Source organism: Gracilibacillus dipsosauri (genome assembly GCF_003176895.1).
Taxonomy (GTDB): Bacteria; Bacillota; Bacilli; order Bacillales; family Amphibacillaceae; genus Gracilibacillus; species Gracilibacillus dipsosauri.
Window position 1 is genome coordinate 47,432 of sequence record NZ_QGTD01000014.1, and the last position, 18,067, is coordinate 65,498.

Annotated in this window: 17 protein-coding genes and 1 other annotated feature; all 17 genes read right to left on the reverse strand. The window is 39.0% G+C overall.

Annotated elements, in window-relative coordinates:
* Window positions 1-97 precede the first annotated feature (97 nt).
* The gene (gene fusA, locus DLJ74_RS15470) at window positions 98-2,176 is read right to left on the reverse strand and encodes an elongation factor G (protein WP_109985133.1); all 2,079 of its coding nucleotides are present in this window, start codon (window positions 2,174-2,176) and stop codon (window positions 98-100) included.
* Window positions 2,177-2,274: 98 nt separating this feature from the next.
* Window positions 2,275-2,745, reverse strand: a complete 471-nt coding sequence (gene rpsG / locus DLJ74_RS15475; protein ID WP_054787928.1) for a 30S ribosomal protein S7 — start codon at window positions 2,743-2,745, stop codon at window positions 2,275-2,277.
* A 43-nt stretch (window positions 2,746-2,788) separates the two neighbouring features.
* The gene (gene rpsL, locus DLJ74_RS15480; protein ID WP_109985134.1) at window positions 2,789-3,202 is read right to left on the reverse strand and encodes a 30S ribosomal protein S12; all 414 of its coding nucleotides are present in this window, start codon (window positions 3,200-3,202) and stop codon (window positions 2,789-2,791) included.
* Window positions 3,203-3,307: 105 nt separating this feature from the next.
* Window positions 3,308-3,559, reverse strand: coding sequence for a 50S ribosomal protein L7ae-like protein (locus DLJ74_RS15485; protein ID WP_054861128.1), 252 nt, complete (start codon window positions 3,557-3,559; stop codon window positions 3,308-3,310).
* Window positions 3,560-3,769: 210 nt separating this feature from the next.
* On the reverse strand, window positions 3,770-7,381 hold the full coding sequence (gene rpoC / locus DLJ74_RS15490) for a DNA-directed RNA polymerase subunit beta' (RefSeq protein ID WP_109985135.1): 3,612 nt from the start codon (window positions 7,379-7,381) through the stop codon (window positions 3,770-3,772).
* 93 nt (window positions 7,382-7,474) lie between these two features.
* Window positions 7,475-11,017, reverse strand: coding sequence for a DNA-directed RNA polymerase subunit beta (gene rpoB, locus DLJ74_RS15495; RefSeq protein ID WP_109985136.1), 3,543 nt, complete (start codon window positions 11,015-11,017; stop codon window positions 7,475-7,477).
* 564 nt (window positions 11,018-11,581) lie between these two features.
* Complete coding sequence (locus DLJ74_RS15500) at window positions 11,582-12,178, reverse strand: class I SAM-dependent methyltransferase (RefSeq protein WP_109985137.1); 597 nt, start codon at window positions 12,176-12,178, stop codon at window positions 11,582-11,584.
* Window positions 12,179-12,293: 115 nt separating this feature from the next.
* Entirely contained in the window at window positions 12,294-12,656 is a 363-nt protein-coding gene (rplL, locus tag DLJ74_RS15505; protein WP_054787931.1) for a 50S ribosomal protein L7/L12, read from the reverse strand.
* Window positions 12,657-12,721: 65 nt separating this feature from the next.
* On the reverse strand, window positions 12,722-13,222 hold the full coding sequence (gene rplJ, locus DLJ74_RS15510) for a 50S ribosomal protein L10 (protein ID WP_054787932.1): 501 nt from the start codon (window positions 13,220-13,222) through the stop codon (window positions 12,722-12,724).
* 55 nt (window positions 13,223-13,277) lie between these two features.
* Window positions 13,278-13,440, reverse strand: a sequence feature (ribosomal protein L10 leader region).
* Window positions 13,441-13,495: 55 nt separating this feature from the next.
* Window positions 13,496-14,191, reverse strand: a complete 696-nt coding sequence (rplA, locus tag DLJ74_RS15515) for a 50S ribosomal protein L1 (RefSeq protein WP_109985138.1) — start codon at window positions 14,189-14,191, stop codon at window positions 13,496-13,498.
* Between the two features lie 132 nt (window positions 14,192-14,323).
* Window positions 14,324-14,749, reverse strand: a complete 426-nt coding sequence (gene rplK, locus DLJ74_RS15520) for a 50S ribosomal protein L11 (protein ID WP_139180338.1) — start codon at window positions 14,747-14,749, stop codon at window positions 14,324-14,326.
* Between the two features lie 165 nt (window positions 14,750-14,914).
* Window positions 14,915-15,451 carry a transcription termination/antitermination protein NusG gene (nusG, locus tag DLJ74_RS15525; protein WP_109985158.1) on the reverse strand — a complete coding sequence of 179 codons (537 nt, stop codon included), beginning with the start codon at window positions 15,449-15,451 and terminating at the stop codon, window positions 14,915-14,917.
* Window positions 15,452-15,617: 166 nt separating this feature from the next.
* Window positions 15,618-15,797, reverse strand: a complete 180-nt coding sequence (secE, locus tag DLJ74_RS15530) for a preprotein translocase subunit SecE (protein WP_109985139.1) — start codon at window positions 15,795-15,797, stop codon at window positions 15,618-15,620.
* Window positions 15,798-15,834: 37 nt separating this feature from the next.
* On the reverse strand, window positions 15,835-15,981 hold the full coding sequence (rpmG, locus tag DLJ74_RS15535; RefSeq protein ID WP_109985140.1) for a 50S ribosomal protein L33: 147 nt from the start codon (window positions 15,979-15,981) through the stop codon (window positions 15,835-15,837).
* Window positions 15,982-16,057: 76 nt separating this feature from the next.
* Window positions 16,058-16,702: an RNA polymerase sporulation sigma factor SigH gene (gene sigH, locus DLJ74_RS15540; RefSeq protein WP_054787933.1), complete on the reverse strand. Its 645-nt coding sequence runs from the start codon at window positions 16,700-16,702 to the stop codon at window positions 16,058-16,060.
* 106 nt (window positions 16,703-16,808) lie between these two features.
* Window positions 16,809-17,318: an NYN domain-containing protein gene (locus DLJ74_RS15545; RefSeq protein ID WP_109985141.1), complete on the reverse strand. Its 510-nt coding sequence runs from the start codon at window positions 17,316-17,318 to the stop codon at window positions 16,809-16,811.
* Window positions 17,318-18,067: a 23S rRNA (guanosine(2251)-2'-O)-methyltransferase RlmB gene (gene rlmB / locus DLJ74_RS15550; RefSeq protein WP_109985142.1), complete on the reverse strand. Its 750-nt coding sequence runs from the start codon at window positions 18,065-18,067 to the stop codon at window positions 17,318-17,320. The genes DLJ74_RS15545 and rlmB overlap by 1 nt, the downstream gene beginning before the upstream one ends.

Consider the following 18,067-nt stretch of genomic DNA (forward strand, 5'->3'; position numbering starts at 1 on the left):
TTTAATTTATTTACATGTATCGCAGCTTAGTAGGCGAGTTCACTCACCAAGCTAAGCCTATAATACAAGTTATACTTTAGATTGTGAAAAAAATCAATTATTGACCTGCGTTTTTCTTAATAATTTCTTCTGAAACGCTTTTCGGTACTTCTTCATAGTGATCAAAGTGCATAGTATATACACCGCGACCTTGTGTATTAGAACGGAGAGCTGTTGCATATCCAAACATTTCTGCTAATGGCACAAATGCTTTGACAACCTGTGCAGGTCCGCGTGCTTCCATTCCTTCTACTCTACCACGACGAGAAGTGACATCACCCATGATATCTCCCATATACTCTTCAGGGATAACTACCTCTACTCTCATCATTGGTTCAAGTAATACAGGGTTACATTTGTTTTTAGCAGCTTTAAGTGCCATAGATGCTGCTACTCTAAATGCTGTTTCGTTGGAATCGACATCGTGATAGCTTCCATCATATAACGTAGCTTTTACATCGATTAATGGATAACCAGCTAACACACCGTTTTCCATTGCTTCTTTCACACCAGCCTCAACGGATGGAATGTATTCACGTGGTACAACACCACCAACGATGTTATTCACAAATTCAAAGCCAGCACCTTCTTCATTCGGCTCAAACTTGATCCAAACGTGACCATATTGACCACGACCACCAGATTGGCGAACGAATTTCCCTTCGACTTCTGCAGCTGAACGGAATGTTTCACGGTAAGAAACCTGAGGTGCACCTACGTTTGCTTCTACTTTGAACTCACGCTTCATACGGTCAACGATAATATCAAGGTGAAGCTCACCCATACCTGAAATGATCGTTTGACCCGTTTCTGTATTTGTTTCCGTTTTGAAGGTAGGATCCTCTTCTGCTAGTTTACCTAGTGCTACGGACATTTTGTCTTGGTCCGCTTTTGACTTAGGTTCAATAGCTACGGAAATTACTGGCTCAGGGAATTCCATTGATTCTAGAATAACGAGGCTTTTCTCCTCACATAGAGTATCCCCAGTACTAGTATCCTTCAATCCAACGGCTCCAGCGATATCTCCAGCATATACCTCAGAAATTTCTTCACGAGAGTTAGCATGCATCTGTAAGATACGACCTACACGCTCACGCTTATCCTTCGTTGAGTTCTTTACATAAGAACCTGATTTAAGTGTTCCTGAATATACACGGAAGAAGGTTAACTTCCCAACAAATGGGTCTGTTGCAACCTTAAATGCTAAGGCAGAGAAAGGCTCTTTATCGTCCGCTTTACGCACAACTTCCTCTTCTGTCTCTGGTACATGTCCTTCAATTGGTGGGATATCTAATGGAGATGGTAAGTAATCAACTACCCCATCAATCACTAATTGTACCCCTTTGTTCTTGAAGGCAGATCCACAGAATACAGGATAGAATTCTACACTTAATGTAGCTTTACGAACAGCAGCTTTTAATTCATCATTAGAAATTTCTTCACCTTCTAAGTAACGTTCCATTAGATCTTCATCTAATTCAGCAACTGCTTCGATTAAGTTTGTACGATATTCCTCTGCTTGATCTTGCAATTCAGCAGGTATTTCTCTCGCTTCCGTACGCGTTCCTAAATCATCCTCGTAGTAATAGGCTTCCATTGTGATTAAATCAATAATACCCTCAAATTGATCTTCAGCACCAATTGGAAGCTGTACTGGATGAGCATTCGCTCCTAGGCGATCTTTTAAAGTGCCTGTTGAATAAAGGAAATCTGCACCGACTTTATCCATTTTGTTTACGAAAACAATACGAGGAACGCCATAAGTTGTTGCTTGGCGCCATACTGTTTCTGTTTGTGGTTCTACACCAGATTGGGCGTCAAGTACAGTTACTGCACCATCAAGTACACGAAGGGAACGTTCTACTTCTACTGTGAAGTCTACGTGTCCAGGTGTATCGATGATGTTAATACGATGACCCTTCCACTGAGCAGTAGTTGCTGCAGAAGTAATCGTGATTCCACGTTCTTGTTCTTGCTCCATCCAGTCCATTTGAGAAGCACCTTCGTGTGTTTCTCCAATCTTATGGATACGACCAGTATAGAATAAAATACGCTCTGTAGTTGTTGTTTTACCAGCATCAATGTGAGCCATAATACCGATATTACGTGTATTCTCCAAGGAGAACTCTCTAGGCATGAATCTTTCTCCTTCCTATCTCGAATATAGTTAATCTAATTACTTGGATAGTAGCTTCTGCGTCTTTGGAGCAGGCTATATTAAAAATTTTCGTCGTATTACCAACGATAGTGTGCAAAAGCTTTGTTTGCTTCAGCCATTTTGTGCATATCTTCTCTCTTCTTAACTGATGCTCCAGTATTGTTAGATGCATCAAGGATTTCATTAGCTAAACGTTCTTCCATTGTCTTTTCTCCACGAAGACGTGAATAGTTTACAATGTAACGTAAACCTAACGCTTGACGACGTTCAGGTCTAACCTCAACTGGTACTTGGTAGTTAGATCCACCAACACGACGAGCACGCACTTCAAGTACTGGCATAACATTTTTCATCGCTTGTTCAAAAACTTCCATAGCGTTTTGACCACTACGCTCTTGAACTAATTCAAAAGCACGATAAAGAATTTTTTGCGCTTTACCTCTTTTTCCATCAACCATAATTTGGTTAATTAAACGTGTTACAAGTTTTGAATTATATAACGGATCTGGTAAGACATCACGCTTTGGTACTGGTCCTTTACGTGGCATATCTCCCCCTCCTTTCCTTTGTTATTTCAAGCTTTTAAACTTTTTATTTTTTAGGTTTTTTCGCACCATATTTAGAACGACCTTGCATACGGCCTTCTACACCTGAAGTATCAAGTGCACCACGAACGATGTGGTAACGAACACCCGGTAAGTCTTTTACACGTCCACCACGAATTAACACAACACTGTGTTCTTGTAGGTTATGACCAATTCCAGGGATATAAGCAGTTACCTCGATTTGGTTAGACAAACGAACACGAGCATATTTACGTAATGCAGAGTTTGGTTTTTTCGGTGTTAGTGTACCAACACGAGTACAAACTCCACGTTTTTGTGGGGAGTTTTGATTTGTCGCCAGTTTTTTACGGCTATTGTAGCCTCTGTTAAGTGCTGGTGAATCAGATTTTTTAGATTTAGAAACGCGTCCTTTACGTACCAATTGATTAATAGTTGGCATGTTTAGTTCCTCCTCTCTTCTTCATAATGTAATACCACACATCCAGGTGGTTCATTTTAAAGCAAAAAACAAAGCCTTCACAAACTTATACGGTTTGCCAAAACTTTATTGCTTAATTGCCACGGTTGCTGCCCCTACATCAATTCCACATGTTTTGCCTAATTTTTTCATAGAATCAACATATGCTATGGGAACATTGTAATCTTTCGCGACATGTGACACTTTGCTAGTAATATGTTGATCTGCGTCACTAGCAATGATCACTTCTTTTGCTTCACCATTTTTAATGGCTTTTATTACTTGTTTTGTTCCGATAATTTTCTCAATATTCACCTTTGCCACTTTATCATAAGACATCTATTATATCCTCCAAAGTAACAAGGATAACGGAAGCACCTTAAATATACTATCATCACCTAAATTCAATGTCAACTTTAAATTGAGCAAATTTAGTAATTTTTCCTTACTTCCGTTTTTATCCCTTGTTGTTTATCAAGTAAAAATGGAAAGATTGATGTTCGACATCTACCTGAACTAGGTAGATGTCGAACACATTCGTTAGACTGCTTAAGAAGTAATCTCACCTGTTGCTACTTCTTCTGCAAGACTTGGATCTTCTGCTAGTTTTTCCTTGATACGACGGTACTTCTGCATACCTGTACCTGCTGGAACTAGCTTACCAATGATAACATTTTCTTTGAGACCGAGTAATTCATCTCGTTTTCCTTTAATAGCGGCATCTGTTAACACCCTCGTTGTCTCTTGGAAGGAAGCCGCGGATAAGAAGGAGTCTGTCTCTAGAGATGCTTTTGTAATACCTAACAAGACAGGTCTTCCAACTGCAGGTCGACCACCACTGAATAGGGATTGTTTATTTGCATCTTTAAATTGGTGAACCTCAAGTAGAGAGCCTGGTAGTACATCTGTATCTCCAGAATCTGCCACACGGACTTTACGTAGCATTTGTCGCACCATAACCTCTACGTGTTTATCACCGATTTCTACCCCTTGCATACGATATACTTTTTGTACTTCTTTTAGCAAGTATGATTGGACTCCATCAATACCTTGAATCTTAAGCAATTCTTTCGGATCGATAGAACCTTCTGTTAAAGCCTGGCCTGCTTCCACTTCATCTCCTATGGATACTTTTAAACGAGCTCCATATGGCGCAGTGTAGGTTTTCGTTTCGATCGCACCTTGGACAACGATCTCTTGTTTGTCTTTGACCTCTGTCACATCTTTCACAATTCCGAAGATTTCAGAAATGACCGCTTGCCCCTTCGGATTTCTTGCTTCAAAGATCTCTTGAATACGAGGTAAACCTTGTGTAATATCGCTTCCTGCAACACCACCAGTGTGGAAGGTACGCATCGTTAACTGTGTACCTGGTTCACCGATTGATTGAGCAGCAATAATACCTACTGCCTCTCCCACTTCAACCTCTTCACCAGTTGCTAGGTTGCGACCATAGCATTTCTTACAAGTACCATGCTTCGTATTACATGTGAATACCGTACGGATCATTACTTCCTCAATACCTGATTCTACAATCTCTTTGGCAATATCTTCTGTAATCACTTCATTTTTTGAAATAATTAAGTCTTTTGTTTCAGGATGATAAACATTTTGGAATACTGTTCTTCCAATTAAGCGATCAATTAGTGGCTCAATCATTTCAGTACCTTCTGTTATAGCAGTTACTGTTAGGCCTCTGTCAGTACCACAATCTTCTTCACGGATAATAACATCTTGTGCTACATCGACTAGACGTCTTGTTAAATAACCAGAGTCAGCTGTCTTCAAGGCAGTATCGGCAAGACCTTTACGTGCACCGTGAGTAGAAATAAAGTACTCTAGTACGGTTAAACCTTCACGGAAGCTTGACTTGATCGGTAATTCAATAATTCGACCTGCTGGGTTGGCCATTAGACCACGCATACCTGCTAATTGAGTAAAGTTAGATGCGTTACCACGGGCTCCTGAATCACTCATCATAAAGATCGGGTTACGAGGATTCAAGGATTTCATTAATTTATCCTGAATATCATCTTTTGCTTGAGACCAGATAGAAATAACACGATCATAGCGCTCTTCATCTGTAATTAAACCTCTTCGGAATTGTTGTAAAACTTTATCCACTTTAGCTTGAGCAGCTTTTAGAATTTCTTCTTTTTCCGCTAATACGACGATATCGGCTACCCCTACCGTAATACCTGCTTTTGTAGAATAAGCGAATCCTAAATCCTTCATTCTATCTAACATTTTAGAGGTTTCACTAATTTTAAACTTCTTAAATACTTCCGCAATAATATCTCCTAAAATCCCTTTCTTGAATGGAGGAATAATCTCTCGATTAGCAATTTCCTCTTTAATGTTTACACCTTTTTCAACAAAGTACTTATCAGGAGTTGCCTCTTCTAAGTTCTTCTGAGTTGGTTCATTCATATAAGGGAATGATTCAGGTAACATATTATTGAAAATTAGTTTCCCTACTGTTGTAATCATTAACTTTTGGTTCTGCTCATCTGTAAAAGCTTCTTTGTTTAAGGATGTTGGTTGTACGGCAATTCGTGTGTGTAAATGAACATAGCCATTTTGATAGGCGATTAATGCTTCATTGATATCCTTGAAGACCATCCCTTCACCAACGGCATTTTCCCGTTCCATTGTTAAGTAATAGTTCCCTAATACCATATCCTGAGAAGGGGTTACAACCGGTTTTCCATCCTTAGGGTTTAGAATGTTTTGAGCAGCAAGCATGAGAATACGCGCTTCTGCTTGTGCTTCTGCTGATAAAGGTACATGGACAGCCATTTGGTCACCATCAAAATCGGCGTTATACGCTGTACAAACCAATGGATGAAGACGAATAGCGCGCCCTTCTACTAGAGTTGGTTCAAATGCTTGAATACCTAATCTGTGCAAGGTAGGTGCACGGTTAAGGAGAACTGGATGTTCTTTAATGACATCTTCTAATACATCCCAAACCTCTGCATGTAATCTTTCAATTTTTCGTTTAGCTGATTTAATATTATGTGCCAAACCTCTTTCAACTAGCTCTTTCATAATAAAAGGCTTGAATAGCTCAACCGCCATTTCCTTCGGCAAACCACATTGGTACATTTTTAAATGTGGTCCAACTACGATAACCGAACGTCCAGAATAGTCTACACGTTTACCAAGAAGGTTTTGACGAAAACGACCTTGCTTACCTTTTAACATGTGAGACAATGATTTTAATGGTCTATTACCAGGTCCAGTAACCGGACGTCCACGACGACCATTGTCAATAAGAGCATCTACGGCCTCTTGTAGCATGCGTTTTTCGTTTTGAACAATAATGCTTGGTGCTCCTAAATCAAGCAACCTTTTCAGACGATTGTTACGGTTAATAACACGACGATATAAATCGTTTAAGTCTGAAGTAGCAAAACGTCCACCATCTAACTGTACCATTGGTCTTAATTCTGGTGGGATGATTGGTAATACATCCATGATCATCCAGCTCGGATCATTACCAGAATTACGGAATGCTTCTAGTACTTCCAAGCGTTTAATCGCACGTGTTCTTCTTTGACCTTGTGCTGATTTTAATTCTTCTCTTAAGAGATCGACTTCTTTTTCCAGGTCGATATCTTGTAGAATTTTCTTAATCGCTTCAGCACCCATCTCCGCCTTAAAAGAATTACCGTATTTATCTCGATAAGCACGATATTCTTTTTCAGAGAGTAATTGTTTTTTCTCTAACGCTGTATCGCCTGCATCAATAACGATATAGGCTGCGAAATAGATCACTTCCTCTAAAGCACGAGGAGACATATCTAATACTAGCCCCATGCGACTTGGAATGCCTTTGAAATACCAGATATGAGAAACTGGTGCTGCCAATTCAATATGACCCATTCGTTCACGACGTACTTTTGCTTTCGTTACTTCCACACCACAACGATCACAAACAACACCTTTATAACGAACTCGTTTATATTTTCCACAATGACATTCCCAGTCCTTTTGTGGTCCGAAGATTCGTTCACAGAACAAACCATCTTTTTCCGGTTTTAATGTCCGATAATTAATGGTTTCTGGCTTTTTGACTTCACCATAGGACCAGGATCTAATTTTGTTCGGTGAAGCTAAGCCTATTTTCATGTATTCAAAGTTATTTACATCTAACAAGGGGTCAACCTCCCTTTTTTTATCTTTCGGTTTTTGTTAAGACAGATAGGTTCCTAACCATTGCATAGAATGGTTAGGAACACGTTGATTTCATCAGCTAGTTGTTTCTTCTATTTCTAGGTTAAAGTTGTCAGCAGAATGAGTATCGTCCTCATCCTCGTCCTTTAACTCGATTTCTTGTTCATCACCTGAAAGCATTTTGACATCCATTCCTAAGCTTTGTAATTCCTTAATTAATACTTTAAATGACTCAGGAATTCCTGGCTCAGGGACATTTTCCCCTTTTACAATTGATTCGTATGTTTTCACACGACCAACGGTATCATCAGATTTGACAGTTAGAATTTCTTGTAAGGTATATGCAGCACCATATGCTTCTAATGCCCATACCTCCATCTCACCAAAACGTTGTCCACCGAATTGTGCTTTACCACCTAGTGGTTGCTGTGTAACAAGGGAGTATGGACCTGTTGAACGCGCATGTAGCTTATCGTCAACCATGTGTGCTAGCTTGATCATGTACATAACACCAACAGAAACACGATTATCAAAAGGCTCTCCTGTGCGGCCATCATAAAGAATCGTTTTGGCATCTCTTGAGAGTCCGGCTTCTTCAATCGTTTCCCATACATCTTCTTCACGAGCCCCATCAAATACTGGTGAAGCAACATGAATGCCTAGCTGTCTAGCGGCCATACCGAGATGAAGCTCGAGTACTTGCCCGATGTTCATACGTGACGGTACCCCTAATGGGTTTAACATGATGTCAATCGGTGTTCCGTCTGGAAGGAATGGCATATCTTCTTCTGGAAGGATTTTAGAGATAACCCCTTTGTTCCCGTGACGACCAGCCATTTTATCCCCTTCATGGATTTTCCGTTTTTGAACGATATAAACACGAACTAATTGGTTTACACCTGGTGGTAATTCATCACCATCCGCACGATTAAAGATTTTTACATCTAGTACAATTCCCCCTGCACCGTGTGGAACTCTTAATGATGTATCTCTTACTTCACGCGCCTTTTCACCAAAGATAGCATGTAATAAACGCTCCTCAGCAGATAATTCTGTCACCCCTTTAGGTGTTACCTTACCGACAAGCAAATCACCATCTTCTACTTCTGCACCTACACGTATAATTCCTCTTTCGTCAAGGTCACGTAAGGCATCTTCCCCAACATTTGGAATATCACGTGTGATTTCTTCAGGTCCTAACTTCGTATCACGCGCTTCTGACTCGTACTCTTCGATATGAATAGAAGTATACACATCGTCTTTTACAAGTCGTTCGCTCATGATGATCGCATCTTCATAGTTATAACCTTCCCATGTCATAAACCCAACTAAAACATTTTGCCCTAATGCAAGTTCACCATCTTCCATAGAAGGTCCGTCCGCTAGAATTTCTCCTTTAGTAATACGATCACCTTTTTGAACAATTGGTCGTTGGTTATAGCATGTTCCTTGGTTAGAACGAATGAATTTTTGTAGACGATAACGGTCTAAGTCACCTTCTACTTCTTTACCATCTATTTCAGAAATGCGGCGTATGAGAATTTCTTTTGCTTCTACTCTTTCTACAATACCTTCATGCCTACAAATCACAGCAGCTCCAGAGTCTTTACCTGATACATATTCCATACCTGTTCCAACGATCGGAGCTTTTGGTTGCATTAGAGGTACTGCTTGACGCTGCATGTTCGCACCCATTAACGCACGGTTAGAGTCATCATTTTCTAAGAACGGAATACATGCTGTCGCAGCTGAAACTACTTGTTTCGGCGATACGTCCATGTAATCGATCTTTTCACGCTTGACGATCGTGTTCTCCCCGCGGAAACGAGCAATTACTTCATCATCCACGAATCTTCCTTCATCATCAAGCTCAGCATTAGCTTGTGCAACTACATAATTATCTTCTTCATCTGCAGTCAAATAGTCCATTTGATCGGTTACTTTTCCGGTTTCTGGATCAACACGACGGTATGGTGTTTCAATGAAACCAAATTTGTTCACCTTTGCATAAGAAGACAAGGAGTTGATTAGTCCAATGTTCGGTCCCTCAGGAGTCTCAATTGGACACATACGACCATAGTGTGAATAGTGAACGTCACGCACTTCAAAGCCGGCACGTTCTCTTGTTAAACCACCAGGGCCTAATGCAGATAAACGACGCTTGTGTGTTAATTCAGCTAATGGGTTCGTTTGGTCCATAAATTGTGAAAGCTGTGAACTACCAAAGAACTCCTTAATGGAGGCTATCACTGGGCGAATATTAATTAATTGCTGTGGAGTAATAGAAGAGGTGTCCTGAATAGACATTCTCTCACGTACCACACGCTCCATTCTAGATAAACCAATTCTAAATTGGTTTTGCAATAATTCCCCTACAGATCTTAGACGACGGTTACCTAAGTGGTCAATATCATCCGTATCGCCTACTTCATGTAAAATGTTGAAGAAATAACTGATAGCAGACAAAATATCACCTGGTGTAATATTTTTAATATTGCTATCTACATTGTTATTACCGATAACGGTTAGTGTTCTCTCACCTTCAGGATCTGTTGGATCGACAATCTTAATAGATTGTACATGAATTGGGTCTTCTAGGACTCCTTCGTGTGGTTCTAGAACCTTCTCACCAAAGCGGTTATCATCAGAATCTAAGATTGGTAATATCTTATCTAATAAGCGTCTATCTAATTGATCACCCTTATTAGCAATAACCTCACCAGTTTCTGTATCCACAATCGGCTCTGCTAATATTTGATTGAACAAACGATTTTTAATGTGAAGCTTCTTATTTATTTTATATCTACCAACATGTGCTAGATCATATCTTTTTGGATCAAAGAATCTAGAAACAAGGAGACTTTTGGCATTGTCGACAGTAGGTGGCTCCCCTGGTCTTAAACGCTCATAAATTTCTAGTAGCGCTTTTTCACTTGTTTCAGTATTGTCTTTTTCTAATGTATTTCTTAAGTATTCATTTTCTCCTAGTAAATCGATAATCTCTTGATCATCTCCAAAACCTAATGCTCTTAAGAGTACCGTGATTGGTAATTTTCTTGTTCGATCAATTCGAACATGTACGACATCCTTAGCATCTGTTTCAAATTCTAACCAAGCCCCTCTGTTCGGGATAACAGTAGCAGCATAGCCACGCTTTCCGTTTTTATCGACTTTGGCATTGTAATATACACTTGGTGAACGAACCAGTTGAGATACGATAACGCGTTCTGCCCCATTAATCACAAATGTACCTGTATCTGTCATCAGTGGGAAATCACCCATAAACACTTCTTGTTCCTTCACTTCACCTGTTTCGTTATTTAATAAACGAACTTTCACTCGAAGAGGTGCGTTATATGTCACATCTCTTTCCTTCGATTCATCAACAGGATATTTCGGTTCTCCGAGGCTATAATCCACAAACTCTAAGGAAAGGTTGCCCGCAAAATCCTCAATTGGAGAAATGTCCTGGAACATTTCCTTTAACCCTTCATCCAAGAACCATTGATAGGACGCTGTTTGAATCTCGATTAAATTTGGTAACTCTAATACCTCACTAATACGCGCATAACTTCTACGTTGGCGGTGTCGTCCGTATTGAACTAGTTGACCTGTCAACTGATTCACCCCTCGATCATTAATAAAAGATAGTCACCATGTTAAAATGGCCATTAGAAAAACTTGACTCAGCATTTTCGTGACACGAAAACGAAAGTCTATGTTTCACTTATACTATAGTCCCAAGAGCTTAAATAACCAACCTATAGTATAAACGAAACCACACTTACCATTTATACTTTACTAACTATAGGTTATTTGACATTTCTCTATAGATCGTATAATTTAGTAAGTGTTGCATTTCCGTTCGGGCATACACACCGAACAAACCTGTGGTAATTTGCTCACAAGTTATATATAGACACCTGCTAGTGAGCAGATGTTATTCATTTGCTAAATGTTTCTGTGGAAAAATAATAAGGAATCTAATAAGATTGAGTAGAGAACTCTATTAGCTAATAAAATGCCATTATAGTTACGAATAAGATTACAAGTATGCTAAAACAGCGCATGTTAGATAGTTTTTCCAACATTTTTAAAAATATACATTAAAATTTATACTTGACAAGGGTTTCGTCCTATTGGCATTTTTCAATATTAACACAAGTGGATGGCAGAGTCAACTTATTTAGCACGAAATATAAAATATCCTTTTTTCTTTGCGACAACTTCAACCTCCGAAAAAAGTTCTTCTAGTTTCTTCTGAGCAGATGGAGCCCCCTGTTTTTTCTGAATAACGACAGATAATTCCCCACCATACAGCAATGCTTCCTTTGAATCTTCTAGCATTTGATGCACCACTTGTTTACCTGCGCGGATAGGCGGATTCGTCAAGATCGCAGCAAATTTCTTTTCTTTTATTTCACTAAATATATCACTTTCTAGAAAGCTTACATTTTTCACATCATTTTGCCGTGCATTTTCGTTTGCCAGTTCGAGAGCCCTTTGATTAATATCAACCCCAATGATATTTCGATCAGGGAAATCCTTCGCGAGTGCGATACCGACCGGACCATACCCACAGCCTAAATCTAATATATCTCCATCAACAGCAGGAAGGGTAAAGGTATCGATTAAAAGTCTAGAGCCAAAATCGACCTCATTTTTCGAAAAAACACCGTTATCTGTTGTAAAGGTAAGAGAATACCCCCTTATTGGAAAAGTCCACGTCCTCCGATCACTCTCCACATCAGGGTTCTGAGAAAAATATTGATTAGTCATGGCATAACTCCTTTCCATGCAAAAAAGGATTCGATCAAAAATCCAGCACATATTCTAAGCATATCCTAACACAAAAGCTCGCCATTATATAGCGAGCTTTTGCGGTGTTCCTCTATTATTTTAATTCTACAGTTGCGCCTGCTTCTTCAAGCTTAGCTTTCATTTCTTCTGCTTCTTCTTTTGCTACGCCTTCTTTGATTGCTCCAGGAGCGTTATCAACTAAGTCTTTTGCATCTTTAAGTCCAAGACCAGTGATTTCACGAACAGCTTTAACCACTTTGATTTTAGAAGCTCCAGCATTTTCAAGAACTACATCAAATTCTGATTTTTCTTCAGCTGCTTCTCCACCAGCTGCACCTGCTACAGCAACAGGAGCTGCTGCAGTTACACCAAATTCTTCTTCAATTGCTTTTACTAAATCATTTAACTCAAGAACAGACATTTCTTTGATTGCTTCAATAATTTGCTCTTTAGACATGTTTAATTCCTCCTAATTTTTTATTATTTATGAACATATCCGAATGTTTTTTATATACCAAAAACTTAAGCGCCTTGCTCTTCTTTTTGCTCCGCAACAGCTTTTGTTGCATAAGCGAAGTTGCGTACTGGCGCTTGTAGAACGCTGAGTAGCATAGAAAGCATACCTTCGTAGTTTGGAAGGTCCGCAAGCTCCTTGATTTGCTCAAGGGAAGCGACAGATCCTTCTACAACGCCACCTTTAATTTCAAGTGCTTCATGCTCTTTTGCAAAGTTACTCAATACTTTTGCAGGAGCTACAACATCCTCTTTGCTAAAAGCAATAGCAGTTGGTCCCGCAAGGACATCTGTTAATTCATTTAACTCTGCCTCTTCTACTGCACGACGGGTCATTGTGTTTTTGTAAACCTTGAATTCTACACCAGCTTCACGTAATTGTGAACGTAATTCTGTTACTTCTGCTACATTTAATCCACGGTAGTCTACCAAAATAGTTGATTGGCTTTCTTTAAACTTGTCAGCAATTTCAGCAACCACCTGTTTTTTCTGCTCCAATACTTTTGACATGATTCCACCTCCTGTTTTGCGATCATTATACCGCACTTATAAAAGATAAATATCTTTTACCAAAGTAAAAACCCCCATGTAGACATGGAGGTTTTATGACTGTCATTTATTGAAAGAGCATATGAAAACACACAAGCTCTTTACATTTATCCAGACACACCTCGGTAGGAAATTAAGCATAACGCACCTACTGTCTACGGTATAATGTATATATTTTGATTAACTTAACCTTTGTGAATTATACAGTGTACAATTCTAAAAGTCAAGAATAAATTATTTCGCAAATGCTGATGAATCTACTTTGATACCAGGGCCCATTGTAGATGATACAGCAACGTTTCGTAGGTAAGTACCTTTTGCAGCTTGAGGCTTAGCTTTAACAATTGTTTCAGCTAATGCTTGGAAGTTCTCTACGAGCTTATCTAAGTCGAAAGAAACCTTTCCAATTGGCACGTGGATATTTGATTGTTTATCTACGCGGTACTCTACTTTACCTGCTTTAATTTCTTGGACAGCTTTTTCTACTTCGAAGGTTACTGTACCTGTCTTAGGGTTTGGCATTAAGCCTTTTGGTCCTAATACACGACCTAGCTTACCTACCTCTGCCATCATGTCAGGAGTTGCAACGACTACATCAAAATCAAACCAACCTTGGTTAATTTTATTAATTAGGTCTTGTTCTCCTACATAATCTGCTCCAGCAGCTTCCGCTTCCTTCGCTTTATCCCCTTTAGCAAAAACTAAAACAGTTTGGCTTTTACCAGTACCATGTGGTAATACCATTGCTCCACGGATTTGTTGATCCGCTTTTTTCGGATCAACCCCTAAACGAAATGCTACTTCCACTGTTTCATCAAACTTCGCAGTTGCTGTCTTTTTTACTAATTCTAAAGCTTCTTTTACTTCATATGCTTTTGTGTTATCAACAAGCTTTAAAGCTTCTTGTTGTTTCTTTGTTTTTTTAGCCATTATATTTTCCTCCTTTGTGGTTTTAACGGTTATACCTCCCACTTCTATCAAAAGCTAAAACATAACAAAGGTTGCGACATGAGGTATTCCTCTACTACCGCAACCCATTAGCCTTTGTACAACGCTGTGAGATTAGTCCTCGATTACGATACCCATACTACGTGCAGTACCTTCGACCATACGCATTGCAGCTTCAACATCAGCAGCATTTAAATCAGGCATTTTCAGTTCAGCGATTTCCTTCACTTTGTCGCGTTTAAGTGTTGCAACTTTATTGCGATTTGGCTCCCCTGAAGCAGTTTCAATACCTGCTGCTTTTTTAAGCAATACTGCTGCTGGTGGAGTTTTTGTAATAAATGTAAATGAACGGTCTTCAAAAACCGAAATTTCTACTGGAATGATCAAACCAGCTTGATCCTGTGTACGAGCATTAAACTCTTTACAAAATCCCATGATATTAACACCCGCTTGACCTAATGCAGGTCCAACTGGTGGTGCTGGGTTCGCTTTTCCTGCTGGAATTTGAAGTTTAACAACTTTCTCTACTTTTTTAGCCACGAGACACACCTCCTTAAGTCCGTGATGTGGTAATAGGGTTTCACCCTCCCACTCTAATACATATGTTAAATAACCTTCTACTCGAGGCATAAAGAACATAAGAATTTTAGCATTAATTAGCTTAAAATGCAAGTACCTCTACCAATTAATTTAAATTCTAATTCCTTATGACATTTTTTTCACTTGTGAGAAATCTAATTCTACTGGTGTTTCCCTTCCGAACATGTTGACATGTACTCGAACCTTTTGTTTATCTAAATCTATTTTTTCAATCGTTCCGGAGAAATTATTGAACGGACCATCCACTACTTCTACCGTTTCTTTTAACTCAAAGTCTATTTCCGTTACAGGCTCTTGATAACCCATTCGCTTCAGAATTGTTTCCACTTCTTCTTCTAATAATGGGGTTGGTTTAGATCCAGAACCGGCCGAGCCAACAAATCCCGTTACACCTGGCGTGTTTCGGACCACATACCACGAATCGTCTGTCATCACCATTTCAGCTAATACATAGCCAGGGAATACCTTTTTCTTTGCCACTTTCTTCTTACCATTCTTGATTTCTGTTTCTTCATCTTCGGGAACTAACACTCTGAAAATCTTGTCTTCCATCCCCATGGACTCTAGTCTTTTTTCTAAATTCGTTTTTACTTTATTCTCATATCCAGAATAAGTATGCACGACATACCATCTTTTTTCCATTTCTAGAGGGCGTTTTTCGCCCATCCCTCCCTTATTTATTAACTTGTCTTCTACGGCCGAATTCTAGTGATTTTGTTATTTGATTCCATTTAAAAAACCCGTCACGCGGGTTCTCTTTAAATATTTTAGACATATTTATAAATAGTATAACATATATAAATTCTATTTATTCAAATAAAAGATTTAAAAGTTGCGTAATTCCAAGATCTATTAATGCAAAAAAGATTGTAACAAAAGCGACGGTAACAATTACGGTAATCGTATAACGGGTTAATTCGCGCCCTCTCGGCCAGGACACTTTTTTCATTTCTCTGGATACGTTCTTCAAAAAAGTTACAGGATTCACTATGTGTACCTCCAAACTGTCTTCAATGCCAGTAAAACTATTTCGTTTCCTTATGAATGGTATGTCTATTGCACTGCTTACAAAACTTTTTCACTTCTAATCGAACCGAATCTGTTGTGTTTTTCTCCGTACTATAATTTCTATTATGACAAACCTCGCATGCAAGGACGACCTTTTTTCCCATGTTTTTCACCCTTTTTAATGTAGCATGGTTGAATAAGCCTGTCAACGACCTACTAAATAATCCCCAGGTTTTTAGATTAGGAGATATAAATATCGCTTTCTTCGAGGTATTTTTCTAATTTCCTCTTTACACGCTGAAGTGCATTATCAATTGATTTCGCATGTCGATTTAATTCCGCTGAAATTTCCTGATAGGTTTTGCCCTCTAAATATAACAATAGGACATCTCGTTCTAATCTACTTAACAGCTCTGCTAGTTTTCCCTCCATATCACCATGCTTCTCTCGACTAATAATTAGTTCTTGTGGGTCTAAAGCAATCGTTGCTTCAAGAACATCTAACAAGGTGCGATCTGATTCCTCGTCATAGATAGGCTTGTCCAATGATATATACGAATTTAACGGCATATGCTTCTGTCTTGTTGCTGTCTTCACTGCTGTAATAATCTGTCTCGTAATGCAAAGCTCAGCAAACGCCCTAAAGGAAGATTGCTTATCCTGTTGAAAGTCCCGAATAGCCTTAAATAACCCAATCATACCTTCTTGTGTAATATCCTCATGATCTGCTCCAACAAGAAAATAAGATTTAGCTTTAGCACGAACAAATGATTTATATTTTTGGATCAGAAAATCTAGTGCATATGTATTTCCACCCTGAATTAGCAAAATTAACTCATTATCGTCCAACAGTTGAAAATTTAGCTCGTTATTCTCTCTGCGCATGGTTATAATCAGGACTCCTCCTAGCTAATGCCAATATAGTTAAAGCAGACTAATATAATAGCAATATTATACAGGAAGCGCTTTATAACCGTCAACCAGTGTTTTTCTATTTATTACCACGTCGCCACCTTTCAAAAACTTGTAGGACATGGTCATTAAGAGGAATTTTACTCCTTATTTTCTTTTGTTGATGTATTTTAATATCTTGTTTGATTTCTTTTTGAATGTTTTGAATCTCTATTTCTAGCTCTCTTGCCGACATACGAAATGCCCCTTGAGCAAAAATCATTCGTTGCTCCGTATAATCAGAGGTTGCGACAAATACTTTTGTTTTTACATTTTTCAGTTCCTTAATCAACCGTTCAATACATTGATCAGCTGTTTCATTTTCCTTCGTAAAAATAACCTCCACCTTATATTGTTCATGACGGTTTTCGAGTCCTCTAACCTCATAAGCATCAAATACAACAATGACTCTTCTCCTTCTGTAGGCTTGATATTCTGCCATTTTATCGATCAATAACAATCTAGCCTTATCGAGATCCTCCTCTCGTAAAGCCTTTAGCCCCTGCCACGCACCAATCATGTTGTAGCCATCGACTAATAAAATGTCCATTACGATTCACCAATTGAATACCTTTTTCGATAAATTTCATACATGAGAATACTTGCTGCAACCGAAGCATTCAGCGAGGAAACACGCCCTTTCATTGGGAGGCTAACTGTCCAGTCACAGTTTTTCTTCACGAGCCTACTCATTCCCTTCCCTTCATTTCCGATGACAAGGGCTAATGGTAAGCTCCCATCCAATTGACGATAATCCTCTGTTGCTTCCGCCTCTGTGCCAACGACCCACACATTTCTTGCTTTTAATTCTTCGATTGTCTGCACGATATTTGTCACTCGGACCACAGGGATATGCTCAATTGCTCCCACAGAAGTCTTCGCAACTGTAGCGGTTAAGCCTACCGCTCTACGCTTTGGTATGATAACACCATGGGCTCCTGTTGCATCAGCTGTTCGGAGAATGGAGCCAAGATTGTGAGGATCCTCTATTTCATCTAATAAGATAAAAAAAGGATTCTCGTTTCTTTCTTCTCCAATCGCAAATAATTGTTCAAGACTTGCATACTCATAGGCAGACACAAGGGCAGCAATTCCTTGATGATTACTATTCTCTACAAGCTGATCTAATTTCTTTTTTGGTACCCGTTGCACTGTAGCATTCGCTTTTTTTGCCATTGCTTGAATTTTCTTTGCTAGAGATGGATTCAAATTCTCTAATAAGTATATTTTTTCAATCGATCTTCCTGATTCTAATATTTCCATCACGGTATTTTTGCCAACCATCCATTCTTGCCCCAT